The following is a 13560-nucleotide window of genomic DNA, read 5'->3' on the forward strand; positions in this document are numbered from 1 at the left end:
TTCAAATTCTTTATTTAGAATAATTACAAATAATACCTATATTTGTTTCAAACATTTTTCAAATGAAAGAAATAAAACAAATATATTACAATGACTCGGGGACTTCTTTTTACTGGAGAAAACAGAATGAAGTGGTCATTGACAAAGTACAATTGATTTTCAGAGAAACCGGATTTTATTTTAACAAGCAGGAACTGCAGCAATTTAGGCACTGCATTGAAGAGAGCTTTGCTCAAAATAGTCTTTGTGAAGATTGTGAACTAAAAAATAATTGTCATAAGTTTTTACTGAAAACGCCTTGCATTCAAATTGATCTGGCTGTTTCCTTGCAAGAACTAACTGCGGTAAAGGATCTGGTCGAAGGCACTTTATTTAAAATAAATCTAGATGACTATCTGTTTGGGGTGGGAATGAATTAGTTTTCGAAATTTTTGATTTCGAAATTCTCTCCGTCAAAAACACCATAGGTAAAATAACTAATCCAGTCGCCTAGATTCACATATTCGGAGTTCTCTCCTACCGTTACTTTCATAGGTAAATGACGATGCCCAAAAACGAGGTAATTGTAGTGTTTAGTTTCCAATTTCCTTTTGGAATACACAATCAACCATTCATTGTCTTCACCAAGAAATTTAACGTCTTCGGCTCCAGAAATGAGTTTGTTTTTCACCGAAAGGTATTGGGCTAAACGCACACCAATATCGGGATGTAACCATCTGAATAGCCATTTCGAAAATGGATTAGTGAAAACTTTTTTCATGCGTTTGTAGCCCATATCTCCGGGTCCTTTTCCGTCACCGTGACCAATAAGGAACGTTTTATCTCCAAAAGTAAACTCTTTGTTATCATGATAAACCGGAATATTCAATTCTTTCTGGAAATAATCTTCCATCCACAAATCGTGATTTCCTACGAAAAAATAAATTGGGATTCCGCTGTCTCTAATTTCTGCTAATTTACCCAAAACTCTTACAAATCCTTTGGGAACCACCGATTTGTACTCGAACCAAAAATCGAATAAATCTCCTAATAAAAAAATAGCTTCGGCATCTTTTTTTATCTCGTCAAGCCAAGCCACAAAACGCTGTTCCCTGGGAAAACTCAATTCGGCTGTAGGCGCACCAAAATGCTGATCGGAGGCAAAATATATCTTTTTATTATTGGCTAATTGCATGAAATTGAAAAGTCAAAATTGAATTAAAAATTATCGCTGGCGTACCATTCAGCAAAAGAAGACTCCGTTTCTTGCAGTTTCAAAGAGAAAAGCTTGATGTTTTCAGGCAGTCTACTACTAATTCTTTTGGCAAAATCGACAACCATATTCTCACTCGTAGGCTGGTAATCTACCAGAATTACGTGATGCCCTCTGTTTTTTAATTCTTCGGCCAATTCAACATGAGGAGTTGTTTCATTAAAAACAGTCGCATGGTCAAATTGATCTACAACCTCTTCTTTTACGATTTTTTTCAAATCGGTAAAATCGATCACCATTCCAAATTTGACATCGTTTCTATTCTCTATAGGACTACCGATAACGGTTACCGACAACTTATAACTATGCCCGTGAACATTCTTACATTTGCCGTCATAACCATATAAGGCGTGACCGGTTTCGAAACTAAATTTTTTTGTGATTCTGATTTTGCTCATTTCCATCTAATTTTGAATACAAATTTAGTGAATAATTAACCGTTTTTGTCTCTTTTTTTTGCAGAAGCATACATCCAGTAAGCCAATCCCGCTAAAACAACAAAAGGGATAAAGGAGCCTATGAGCACCCCAATTTGATAAGTACCATCGGGTGCAGTTTTTAATTTCTCTGCAATATCAACTTCCTGAACAAGAGCTATAATCTTCATTGTCTACTGTTTTTTAAATTGTTCCAAAGCATTTCTGGTAAAATCAGACAAAACTAACTTCCCGGAAATTGCTGCCCTGTCTATTAATACTTGATCCCAATTTTCAGTCCCTTCCCAAAAAACCTTTTTCATCTCCACCAAAGCTTCCGGATTATAATTCGCTAGTTTGGCGCAAAAATTAACTAATGCCTCATCTAATTCTTCTGTTTTTTCATAGGTAGCCGCGTAGAGTCCTTTGGCTAAAGCCCAATCAGCTGACTTCCACTCGTGAGCCGATAAAGTCATCTCAGCCAAAGCCGTCTTGCCTATTTTTCTCGAAACCGCAGGCTCAATTACAAAAGGACCAATCCCTATTGCCAGTTCAGATAACTTAATTGAAGCGTTCTTGCTTGCAAAAACATAATCACAGGCCGAAGCAATTCCCACACCTCCTCCAACTGTTTTTCCATGAACGCGTCCTACAATTATTTTCTTGCAGCGGCGCATGGCATTAATCAAATGAGCAAATCCTGAGAAAAAATATTTGCCTTCTTCCAGATTAGTCACCGCCAAAAGTTCATCAAAAGAAGCCCCAGCACAAAAAGCTCCAGATCCTTCGCTTTTCAAAATAATTACAGACACCTCACTATTTTCACTTAACTTATTCAGTTCGGCAGTTAAAAGATCTAACAACTGGCGCGGAAAAGAATTACTTGCCGGATGTGCAAATTGAAGTGTTGCGATTTTATTTTTGATTATTGTGGTTAACGAACCATTTGAATCTTGTACGGACATTTTGAATTGTTTTGCGGTAAAGTTAAAAATATTCAGATTAAAGATACTTTTTTTGAACTTGAAATTGTTTAACCTAAGAAAATAAAAAAAGGCTCTGCATTGCTGCAAAGCCTTTTTTTCTGGTGGAGAATACCGGATTCGAACCGGTCACCTCTTGCCTGCCAGGCAAGCGCTCTAGCCAAATGAGCTAATCCCCCAATTATGGCGCAAATATAATATAATAATGGATTAAAACTACAACTAAACTATAAAAAAAGGAATCATAATGTACTTTATTTATTCAAACCAAAGCATCATTAACAACTAATTCACTAAAAAATAAGCGGATTTTTCTTTAAAACAAGCACTTGGGTAAAAATAATAATTATAGTAAATCATTAATATACTTAGGTTTAAGCATGTTAATTTTGAAAAAACTGGAATCATAGTGCGCTTGTTCAGAACATTGGCAGTATATTCGCCAACTTAAAAATAATCTATTACGAAGCCTTTAGAGGCTTTTACAAATTAGCATATATCATGAAGCATTTATTTTCGAACTTACTGTTTAAAGTTTTTCTTGCCATCGTTCTAGGTATTGTTTTCGGACTGTATTTACCCGAATCTATAAACAGGGTATTTACAACATTTAATGCTTTTTTCGGACAGTTTTTAAATTTCGCTATTCCATTAATTATAATGGGATTAATAATGCCGGCTATTTCCGATTTAGGAAAAGGCGCAGGTAAATTATTATTGCTTACCGCCGCAATTGCCTATGGATCGACTTTATTTTCGGGTTTTATGACTTATTTCGTCACCTCGGGTATATTTCCACAACTTCTAGAATCTCATGTCAATAATGTAGCTAAAATTGGAAGTTCAGCCCCGGAATTAACTCCTTTTTTTACTATTAGCATTCCTCCTGCCTTAGATGTTATGACTGCTTTAGTTTTTGCTTTTGTTATTGGATTAGGATTATCCTATCAAGAAAAATCAAGCTTGAAATTAGTAGTAAAAGATTTCGAGACGATTATAATGCAATTAATAGCAAACGTAATTGTTCCGCTATTGCCCTTATTCATCTTGGGGATATTTGCAAGTATGTCCTTTAGTGGAAAAGTATTTTCCATTCTTTCGGTGTTTATTAATATTATCGGTGTGATTTTCGCCTTACATATTATCTTATTACTTCTTCAATATACTATTGCAGGTATAGTTACAAAGAAGAATCCTTTTAAATTATTACTCACAATGATGCCTGCTTATTTCACTGCATTGGGTACACAATCTTCAGCAGCTACTATTCCCGTTACCCTGGAACAGACTTTAAAAAATGGCGTTTCTGAGAAAATTGCTGGTTTTGTAATTCCATTATGCGCTACTATTCACTTGTCTGGAAGTACTATGAAAATTACAGCTTGTGCAATTGCATTAATGATTTTACATGGAATGCCGTTTGACTTTACGCTATTTGCAAGTTTTATATTTATGCTGGGAATTGCAATGGTTGCAGCGCCCGGAGTTCCTGGAGGAGCAATTATGGCAGCAGTGGGAATCTTGCAATCTATGTTGGGTTTTAATGATGAAATGATCGGGTTAATGATTGCCTTATATATTGCAATGGATAGTTTTGGTACTGCATGCAATGTTACGGGAGATGCCGCTATTGCTTTGGTTGTAGATAGAATTACCAAAGAGAAATTGGTTTCTTAATCCTTATTTTATTATGGTAATTAATTACATCAACAAAACGCTATTTAAATAAGTAAGAAATCCCAATTGACCCATAAAAATATCCCGTATTAACATCATGCTTTAATTCCTTTCCTCTATAAACAAAGGCGTAGGATAAATTGAGATTGTTTTTGCGGTATTTTAAACCCGCTTCGCCATTAAACCGAAAAGGAATTAAATCATAGGTCACCGGACTGTCATTATTAAAAAGACTACCTTGAATTGTGGCATCATACAACTGATAGTTAATACTCGGAAGAATATAAAAATAGAACTCACTCCTTATTTGGCGAGAATCTTTATCAACAGACGCTCCGTAAAAATTAGAATTATAGATCGGAACCAATTTTTTGAATCCAATTCTGGTCAAAAAACCAGTTGAAATTCCTGTAAATGCCATTCCCAAATCAGTCTTTGTTTGAGAGTAAAAATCAATAACGGGAGTATCTTGCTCTGAAAATATTTTTTTGGAAAACAAAAAATGAGACTGAATTACTATTGTATTTCTAATTTGGTTCTTCCAGCCTTCTACCGACTCATAATTAAAAAAATAATGAAATCCTCTTTGTGTCTCTTCGGCAAATGAATTAGAACCGATAAACCCCAATTGAAAACTCACTTTTATTACCGATTCATTTTGATAAAAGAAGGTCTTTCCCGCTCCGGCAAAAAGATATCCTGCAAAAGGACGATCGTTTTTTTCAATTGATTCTGATTTGATACTTCTGGGATTATAAATATGCTGACCTATTCTAAATTCCGAAATTATCTTATGGATTTTATTGCTCTTATTTTTAGCTAAATACCTATAAAAAACCTCCAAACCATTGGTGTAGTACATATCATTCTTAGAAGAAGTATACAAATCATTGTCCGTTACAAGCCCTATTTCGATAGTTTTGTCTTGCCCTTTTACAATGGCAGAAACCAATACCATAAAGACGAAAAGCGCTTTTTTAAATATCATCTAATAATTAATTTTCCCCACAGTTCTCATGATCCGAACAATTTTGGCCTTTCTATTATTGATGTAAGTTGAAGAGCTAGTTGCTCTATATTTTCTTGGACTGGGCAAAATTGCGGCTATTCCTGCCGCTTGTATCGGTGTAAGATTAGCAGCGTCTTTGCGGTACCAATGTTCAGCCGCCGCTTGCGCTCCGTATATTCCATCGCCCATTTCGATACTATTCAGATACACTTCCATAATGCGTTCTTTGCCCCAAATCAATTCGATTAAAACGGTAAAATAAGCCTCTAATCCTTTTCTCAGGTAACTTCGTCCCTGCCATAGGAACACATTTTTGGCTGTTTGTTGCGAAATAGTACTCCCACCTTTTATCCTGCGTCCTCTTTCATTATTTTTATAGGCCTTTTGCAGCGCTTTAAAATCAAAACCATTATGAGTCAAAAATGTTCCGTCTTCGCTGGCGATTACGGCTTTTTGCAAATTAATCGAGATGTTCTCCAAGGGTTCCCAATTGTGATTAAAGTACACTTCTTTACCGGCAGTTTTATTTTCGATGGCACGAATAACCATCAAAGGAGTAAAGGGAACCGGTACAAATTTATAGAGGACCACAAAAAACAAAGAAAGTCCAAAGAACCACAACATCATTTTAAACAAAAGCCGGCTTAACTTACTCATAAAGCTAGTAGTTTCTTTTTTAACGGGTTTTTTAGTGGGTTTCTTTTGTGTAATTTTTGTTGCCATTATACTAAATCTGCTAATTCTGTTCCTATTAAACTTCCTATTGCTACTCCCATTCCGCCTAATCGTACTCCGCAATACACATTCTCTGATAATTGTGAAACTATAGGACTCTTGCTACTACCAATTCCCATGATACCACTCCAACGGTGGGCAATTTTAAAATCTTTATTGGGCAAAATTACTTCTTTTAATAATTGTTCCAATCTATTTTGAATAATTTCTGTTTGAGCAAATTCAGTTGTGGTTTCTCCTTCAAAGTCAAGATTTCGCCCACCACCAAGTAATATTCTATCTCCAATATTTCTAAAATAATAATAACCTTTGTCTAAATGAAAAGTACCTTTTATTCCTAAATCCTCAATAGGCTCCGTTATTAAAACCTGGGCTCTGGCTGGCTTCACTCCTTCATCGGTTAACGCATCAGCAAAACCATTAGTGGCAAATAAAACTTTCTTTGTCCTAAAACTAAAATCATCCAGCGCTATTTCGACCTCATTTCCTTTGTCGAAAAAAGAAGTAACTGTCTGTTGATTTAAAATTAATATATCTTCAGAAACTGCTTGTTTTAACAAGGCCTGCATCATATTCCCAGTGTCAATCTGGGCTTCAAAAGGATTAAAAATCAAATCTTCACGAATACCGTTGAAACCAAAACGATTTCCTTTTTTCGCAAACACATCGGCCTTAAAAAGGGGCTTTAAAATTTCATTTATAAAAGGCAATTTGTTGACACATTCCTCGTAACAACTCGTATCCTCCTTTAAAAACAATTCATATCCGCCGTAAGGTTTAAAATCTATCGCTGCATCCCCAAGTCGGTTTCGCAACAATTGGAGACCTTTCCAGCGTTTCTGAACCAGATTAAAAACCTCTTCTTCTGAATGCGATTTTAAATCATCTATAATTTCCGAAATACTTCCAAAACAGGCGAAACCAGCATTTTTAGTGCTTGCTCCCTGTGGCAACATCCCTTTTTCGAGTAGCAGTATCTTACTTTTTGGGAATTTCTCTCGCAAACGTAAAGCCGCATGCAAACCTACAATGCCACTTCCCACCACGGTGTAATCCACATCAGTGAACCAATTTTTTAATTCCCAATAACTTAGTTGCATCTGATAAATTTTTATAAAAATAATATTTTTAGTCTAATGTAAAATAAAAAGAGTTAACATAATCCCCTGAGTCTTTTTAGAATAAAATCATTACTTTTAAATTCTTAAAAAACAAACACTTTTATGAAAAAACTATTTTTTATAACACTGACAATGATGAGTTTAAATGCAATTAGTCAAAATGTAATGACACCGGAGCTGCTATGGAAACTAGGCCGAGTTACTCCTTTAGGCATTTCTAAAGACGCCAAAAATGTTGTTTACAAAGTAACAACTCCTTCGGTTGAAGAAAACAAATCCAATTCAAAATTCTATATTATTCCTATAGACGGAGGTGTACCTACAGAAGTTTCTGAAATAAAAGACTTATTGACAGACAAGAATATTTCTCCAGATGGCAATTACCTAGTTTATAATGAAGAGGTAAAACTGAACAAAGTGCTAGGTAAGGATTTTTATCCTAAAATGGATAAATCAGAGGCTCAAATCTACGATGGCTTAGACTACCGTCATTGGGATACTTGGAACGAAGGAAAATACAATCATGTTTTCTACAAAGAAACTACCCCAGATGCGGTAGGAACGGATATTATGGGCAATGAAAATTTCGACAGCCCACAAAAACCATTTGGTGGTGACGAAGATTACATTTGGTCTCCTGACAGCAAAAACATTATATATGTAAGTAAGAAAAAAGCAGGAACCCAATATGCCATTTCTACTGACACCAATATTTACGAATACAATCTGGAAACTGGCAAAACCACTAATAAAACAGAAGAAAATCCAGGTTATGACACCGCTCCACAATTTTCTCCTGCGGGTTATTTGACTTGGTTGCAAATGAAACGCGACGGTTATGAAGCAGACAAAAATGACATTATTGTCAATTTCAAAGGACTAAAAATGAACCTAACCGCAAGTTGGGATGGTACTGTTGATAGTTTTCTTTGGAGCAAAGACGGAAAAAAAGTCTATTTTCTGGCTCCAATTAACGGAACAAAACAACTATTTGAAGTTAATTTTCCTGGGCTTACTAAAATCGCTTATAATGTTAATCAAATTACCGATGGTGATTTTGACGTGAATGATATGGTGGGTTTTTCCGGAAACAGTCTTATTGTTACCAGAACTGACATGAACCATGCTTCAGAAATTTTCTCTTTTGATCTAAAGGAAAAAACTTGGAAACAATTGTCTAATGTCAACACCGAAGTATATAATTCCTTGGCGTTAAGCAAAACCGAAAGAAGATATGTGACCACAACAGACGGTAAAAAAATGTTAGTTTGGGTAATCCTTCCCCCTAATTTTGATAAAACAAAAAAATACCCAACGCTGTTATATTGTCAAGGAGGGCCGCAAAGTGCTTTAACACAATCTTATTCTTTCCGATGGAACTTTCAATTGATGGCTGCTAATGGCTACATCGTCGTAGCTCCAAATCGTAGAGGAATGCCAGGACATGGTGTAGAATGGAATGAGCAAATCAGTAAAGATTGGGGCGGACAAGTAATGGATGATTACCTTTCGGCGATTGATGATGTTACTAAAGAAAAATATGTAGACAAATCTCGTTTAGGTTGCGTTGGTGCCAGCTATGGTGGCTACTCAGTGTTTTATTTAGCCGGTATACACAACAATAGATTTAAAACATTTATTGCTCACGATGGTGTTTTTAATACGCAAAGTATGTTTGGAACTACCGAAGAAGTTTTCTTTAACAACTGGGATTTTGGAGGTCCTTATTGGGAAAAAGACAATGCAGCAGCTCAAAAAACATATACTACATTCAACCCAATTAATTTAGTAGACAAATGGAACACTCCTATCTTAATCATTCAAGGAGGGAAAGATTTCAGAGTTGCAATTGGACAATCACAAGAAGCTTTTCAAGCGGCACAATTGCGCGGAATAAAAAGCAGATTCCTTTATTTTCCAGAAGAAAATCATTGGGTTTTACAACCACAAAATGCCCAAGTTTGGCAAGGAGAATTTTACAAATGGCTTAAAGAAACATTATAACTATTAATACTTGCAGACTAAATCTAATTAGTAAGTAACATTTTTGTTATTTTGCGACCAACAATAAAAATTAAAATTCTAGAATATGTACAAATTCCCAATTAAAAGTCTTTTTATTGCCTCAGCATTTTTGTTAGGTGTAAATACCATTTCGGCACAAGACGGTCTGGTAAATTCGCTAAAAGTTAACGCCAGCGAAAAAAGCAAAGAAAGTTTCAAATTTACAGATGTAATCAATCTGGCTAATACTTCGATAAAAAACCAAGGTTCTTCTGGAACTTGCTGGAGCTATTGCACTAATTCGTACCTAGAATCTGAAATGATTCGATTAGGCAAACAACCGGTTGAACTATCTCAGATTTTTTCAGCTCGTAATACTTACATAGAAAAAGGTAAAAATTATGTACGCATGCACGGAGCCATAACTCTTGGTGACGGTGGCGCGCTGCATGATGTTATCAATATGTACGCTAAATACGGAGCATTGCCTCAAGAAATTTATACGGGCTTAAACTATGGAACTTCTAAAAATAAGTTTGCCGAAATGGGCTCTCTTATCGAAGGGGTATTAGCTGCTGTAGTAAAAAATCCTAATGGAGAGTTAACCCCAAATTGGATAAAAGCCTATACTGCTGTAATCGATTCTTACCTAGGAGAAGTTCCGGAAAATTTCAATTACAAAGGAAAGAATTACACTCCGCAAACATTCGCTAAAGAAATAGTAGGAATCAACCCAGCTGATTATATCGAAATATCATCATTTACAGATTCTCCATACTACGCTAAAACGACTATGATGGTACCGGACAACTGGTCTTTAGATCAAATCTACAATGTAAAATTAAACGATATGACTAATATCATTGACAATGCATTAAAGAATGGATACACCGTAGCTTGGGCATCTGATGTTAGCGAAAAAAGTTTCAGTTGGAAAAACGGTGTTGCATATGTTCCAAATAAGAACATGGAAGACATGACCGCTGAAGAAAAAGAAAACATGTTTAACGGCCCTAAAGCAGAATTAGAAATCACTACTGAATTACGTCAAAAAGCATTTGATAACTACCAAACTACTGATGATCATGCGATGCACATTGTGGGACTTGCCAAAGATCAAACAGGAAAAGAATACTATGTAGTTAAAAATTCTTGGGGTACGACTAATGATTACAAAGGATACCTTTATGTAACTAAAAATTATGTGAAATATAAGACTACTGCTTTTATGGTACACAAAGCTGCAATCCCAGCTGAGATTGCTAAAAAAATGGGCGTATAATCTCAGAATAAACCACAAAAAATCCCGAAAATTATTTCGGGATTTTTTTTTTAGACATAAAAAAACCTTGCGAAAGCAAGGTTTTTTTATTTTTATTGTGGATCTATCATTTTAAAAGTATCCATAAAAGCTGTGGTATAATCTCCCGCTATATAGCGTTCATCATCCATTAACTGTCTGTGGAAAGGAATGGTAGTTTTTATTCCTTCAATAACAAATTCGTCTAATGCTCTTCTCATCTTACTAATTGCTTCTTCACGTGATTGGGCAGTAGTAATCAATTTAGCAATCATAGAATCATAATTTGGCGGAATTGTATAACCTGAATATACGTGAGTATCCAATCGAACTCCATGTCCACCTGGCATATGAAGCGTCGTGATTTTTCCTGGTGAAGGACGGAAATCATTATAAGGATCCTCAGCATTAATACGGCATTCGATACTGTGCAATTGAGGCAAGTAGTTTTTTCCAGAAATTGGCACACCAGCAGCAACTAAAATTTGTTCGCGAATCAAGTCATAATCAATCACTTGTTCCGTAATTGGGTGTTCTACTTGAATACGGGTGTTCATTTCCATGAAATAGAAGTTACGGTGTTTGTCCACCAAAAATTCTACTGTTCCTGCTCCTTCATATTTAATAAACTCTGCCGCTTTCACCGCAGCTTCTCCCATTTTTTGACGTAATTCGTCAGTCATAAACGGTGAAGGTGTTTCCTCTGTCAATTTTTGATGACGTCTTTGTACTGAACAGTCTCTTTCAGAAAGGTGACAGGCTTTTCCATAAGCATCACCTACGATTTGAATTTCGATATGGCGAGGCTCTTCGATTAGTTTTTCAAGATACATTCCGTCATTCCCAAAAGCAGCGGCCGATTCCTGACGGGCACCTTCCCAAGCTTTTAGCAATTCTTCTTCTTTCCAAACAGCACGCATTCCTTTTCCACCACCACCAGCAGTAGCTTTCAACATTACTGGATAACCAAATGATTTAGCTAATTCCTGAGTTTGTTCGAAAGATTCTAACAATCCGTCAGAACCTGGTACACATGGAACACCTGCAGCTTTCATGGTCGCTTTTGCAGAAGCTTTGTCTCCCATTCTATCGATCATTTCAGGAGCTGCACCAATAAATTTGATTCCATGTTCCTGACATATTTTTGAAAACTTAGAGTTTTCAGAAAGGAATCCGTATCCTGGATGAATCGCATCAGCATTAGTAATCTCTGCGGCTGCGATTATATTTGACATTTTCAAATAAGACAAGTTACTAGGAGGTGGTCCTATGCAAACAGCCTCATCAGCAAACTTCACATGTAAACTCTCCGCATCAGCAGTAGAATAAACAGCTACTGTTTTTATGCCCATTTCCTTGCAAGTTCTGATAACACGAAGTGCTATCTCTCCCCTATTTGCAATTAATATTTTTTTAAACATCTATTTTGAGTTATGAGTTATGAGTTATGAATTATTTAAAATTAAGAATGATGGTATGATCAATTCATAATTTATAATTCATAATTTATAATTAATTAAGATGGGTCTACCAGGAATAAAGGTTGGTCAAATTCTACCGGTGACATATCGTCTACCAATATTTTTACGATTTTACCTGAAATTTCAGATTCAATTTCGTTAAATAATTTCATTGCTTCAATAACACAAAGAACATCTCCTTTAGAAATTGTATTTCCTACTTCAACAAAAACAGCTTTGTCTGGTGATGGTTTTCTATAAAAAGTTCCAATGATAGGTGATTTTATAGTGATATATTTAGAATCCTCAGCAACTGGTGCCGCTGCAACTGGTGCTGCTAGTGCCGCAGCTTGAGGAGCTAAAGCTTGCTGAAGTTGACCTTGAGCAGGTAATTGTTGAACATAAGTAGTTTCAGTTACATTTCCTTCTAAAGTTGTTCTGATAGTGATTTTTACATCATCCATTTCCAATTTAACTTCTGCAACTCCCGAATTTGCTACAAATTTGATTAAGTTCTGAATTTCTTTTAAATCCATAATTATTTGTTTTTAGTTTAAATTTATTTTTTGTCGTATGCCCATTTTAAATAAATAGATCCCCAAGTGAATCCGCCACCAAATGCAGCAAAAACAACTGTGTCTCCTTTTTTCAATAAGTGCTCGAAATCATTAAGAACAAGAGGCAAAGTAGCCGAAGTAGTATTTCCATACTTTTCTATGTTCATCAAAACCTTAGATTCTTCTAAATTCATTCTGCTGGCCGTAGCATCAATAATACGCTTGTTTGCTTGATGTGGCACTAACCAGTCTACGTCTTCATTAGTCAAGTTATTTCTTTTTAGAATCAACTCACTTGCGTCTGCCATATTGGTAACAGCATATTTAAAAACCGTTTTACCGTCTTGCACGATATTATGACGATTCTCTTTAATCGTCTCTAATGAAGCTGGATGAAGCGATCCACCGGCATCAATTTTCAAAAAGTCACGACCTACACCATCACTTCTTAAATATTCATCCTGTAATCCTAGACCTTCATAATTAGGTTCGAATAATACTGCTCCTGCACCATCTCCAAAAATGATACAAGTAGATCTATCGGTATAATCTACGATAGAAGACATTTTATCAGCCCCAATTAAGAGTACTTTTTTATATCTTCCGGATTGAACATAGGCAGCTGCGGTAGACATTCCGTATAAAAAACTTGAGCATGCTGCTTGTAAATCATACGCAAAAGCATTTGTAGCTCCAATTTCAGTAGCCACATATACTCCTGTAGAAGCCACAGGCATATCTGGCGTTGCAGTTGCCATTATTATTAAATCAATATCTAAAGGATCAATATTCCCTTTCGCTAATAGATCTTGAGCTGCTTTAATAGCTAAAAAAGAGGTTCCTTTATCTTTATCTTTAAGGATTCTTCTTTCTTTTATACCTGTTCGAGTGGTAATCCACTCATCGTTTGTATCAACCATTGTTTCAAGAACCTTGTTTGAAAGTACAAAGTCAGGAACATAAGCTCCTACAGCGGTGATTGCGGCCGTAATTGTATTCATTGTATTCGAATATTTTTTATCAAATGTTGCCATTTAATAAAACGT

14 protein-coding genes and 1 tRNA gene are annotated in these 13560 nt (G+C 35.7%); 4 read left to right on the plus strand and 11 right to left on the minus strand.

Annotated elements, in window-relative coordinates; translation table 11 throughout:
* The first annotated feature begins 62 nt into the window (after nt 1-62).
* Nucleotides 63-419, plus strand: coding sequence for a hypothetical protein (locus tag LNP19_RS03090; RefSeq protein ID WP_230063353.1), 357 nt, complete (start codon nt 63-65; stop codon nt 417-419).
* On the opposite strand, the gene LNP19_RS03095 is transcribed toward LNP19_RS03090, so the two are convergent.
* The 5 genes from LNP19_RS03095 to LNP19_RS03115 form a co-directional block, all read right to left on the minus strand.
* Entirely contained in the window at nt 416-1174 is a 759-nt protein-coding gene (locus tag LNP19_RS03095) for a UDP-2,3-diacylglucosamine diphosphatase (protein ID WP_230063354.1), read from the minus strand. The two genes, LNP19_RS03090 and LNP19_RS03095, sit on opposite strands and share 4 nt — an antisense overlap.
* Before the next feature lie 23 nt (nt 1175-1197).
* Entirely contained in the window at nt 1198-1650 is a 453-nt protein-coding gene (locus LNP19_RS03100) for a 6-pyruvoyl trahydropterin synthase family protein (protein ID WP_230063355.1), read from the minus strand.
* A 35-nt stretch (nt 1651-1685) separates the two neighbouring features.
* On the minus strand, nt 1686-1859 hold the full coding sequence (locus LNP19_RS03105) for a hypothetical protein (protein WP_230063356.1): 174 nt from the start codon (nt 1857-1859) through the stop codon (nt 1686-1688).
* A gap of 3 nt (nt 1860-1862) precedes the next feature.
* Entirely contained in the window at nt 1863-2633 is a 771-nt protein-coding gene (locus tag LNP19_RS03110; RefSeq protein ID WP_230063357.1) for an enoyl-CoA hydratase/isomerase family protein, read from the minus strand.
* Nucleotides 2634-2753: 120 nt separating this feature from the next.
* Nucleotides 2754-2830: transfer RNA gene (locus LNP19_RS03115), tRNA-Ala, on the minus strand.
* Nucleotides 2831-3152: 322 nt separating this feature from the next.
* Between LNP19_RS03115 and LNP19_RS03120 the strand changes: the two genes are divergently transcribed.
* Nucleotides 3153-4328: a dicarboxylate/amino acid:cation symporter gene (locus tag LNP19_RS03120; RefSeq protein ID WP_230063358.1), complete on the plus strand. Its 1176-nt coding sequence runs from the start codon at nt 3153-3155 to the stop codon at nt 4326-4328.
* Nucleotides 4329-4368: 40 nt separating this feature from the next.
* On the opposite strand, the gene LNP19_RS03125 is transcribed toward LNP19_RS03120, so the two are convergent.
* Genes LNP19_RS03125 through LNP19_RS03135 form a run of 3 tightly spaced genes read right to left on the minus strand, consistent with a single transcriptional unit; the run spans nt 4369 to nt 7172 of the window.
* Nucleotides 4369-5316: a lipid A deacylase LpxR family protein gene (locus LNP19_RS03125; RefSeq protein ID WP_230063359.1), complete on the minus strand. Its 948-nt coding sequence runs from the start codon at nt 5314-5316 to the stop codon at nt 4369-4371.
* Nucleotides 5317-6060 (minus strand): monofunctional biosynthetic peptidoglycan transglycosylase, encoded by a 744-nt coding sequence (gene mtgA, locus LNP19_RS03130; RefSeq protein WP_230063360.1) that lies wholly within the window; start codon nt 6058-6060, stop codon nt 5317-5319.
* Nucleotides 6060-7172 (minus strand): NAD(P)/FAD-dependent oxidoreductase, encoded by a 1113-nt coding sequence (locus tag LNP19_RS03135; RefSeq protein ID WP_230063361.1) that lies wholly within the window; start codon nt 7170-7172, stop codon nt 6060-6062. Before LNP19_RS03135 ends, mtgA begins: the two co-directional genes overlap by 1 nt.
* Before the next feature lie 123 nt (nt 7173-7295).
* Between LNP19_RS03135 and LNP19_RS03140 the strand changes: the two genes are divergently transcribed.
* Both LNP19_RS03140 and LNP19_RS03145 read left to right on the plus strand, forming a co-directional pair.
* Nucleotides 7296-9197 (plus strand): S9 family peptidase, encoded by a 1902-nt coding sequence (locus LNP19_RS03140; RefSeq protein WP_230063362.1) that lies wholly within the window; start codon nt 7296-7298, stop codon nt 9195-9197.
* An 85-nt stretch (nt 9198-9282) separates the two neighbouring features.
* Complete coding sequence (locus LNP19_RS03145; protein ID WP_230063363.1) at nt 9283-10479, plus strand: C1 family peptidase; 1197 nt, start codon at nt 9283-9285, stop codon at nt 10477-10479.
* 92 nt (nt 10480-10571) lie between these two features.
* Here the strand turns inward: LNP19_RS03145 and accC are convergent, their stop codons facing one another.
* The 3 genes from accC to LNP19_RS03160 all read right to left on the minus strand — a co-directional run bounded on the left by accC (nt 10572) and on the right by LNP19_RS03160 (nt 13515).
* Nucleotides 10572-11918, minus strand: coding sequence for an acetyl-CoA carboxylase biotin carboxylase subunit (gene accC, locus LNP19_RS03150; RefSeq protein WP_230063364.1), 1347 nt, complete (start codon nt 11916-11918; stop codon nt 10572-10574).
* A gap of 95 nt (nt 11919-12013) precedes the next feature.
* Nucleotides 12014-12493, minus strand: a complete 480-nt coding sequence (gene accB / locus LNP19_RS03155; protein ID WP_230063365.1) for an acetyl-CoA carboxylase biotin carboxyl carrier protein — start codon at nt 12491-12493, stop codon at nt 12014-12016.
* A gap of 23 nt (nt 12494-12516) precedes the next feature.
* Complete coding sequence (locus LNP19_RS03160; RefSeq protein ID WP_230063366.1) at nt 12517-13515, minus strand: beta-ketoacyl-ACP synthase III; 999 nt, start codon at nt 13513-13515, stop codon at nt 12517-12519.
* Between the last annotated feature and the right edge of the window lie 45 nt (nt 13516-13560).

Origin of the sequence: Flavobacterium acetivorans, assembly GCF_020911885.1 — a bacterium.
GTDB lineage: Bacteria > Bacteroidota > Bacteroidia > Flavobacteriales > Flavobacteriaceae > Flavobacterium > Flavobacterium acetivorans.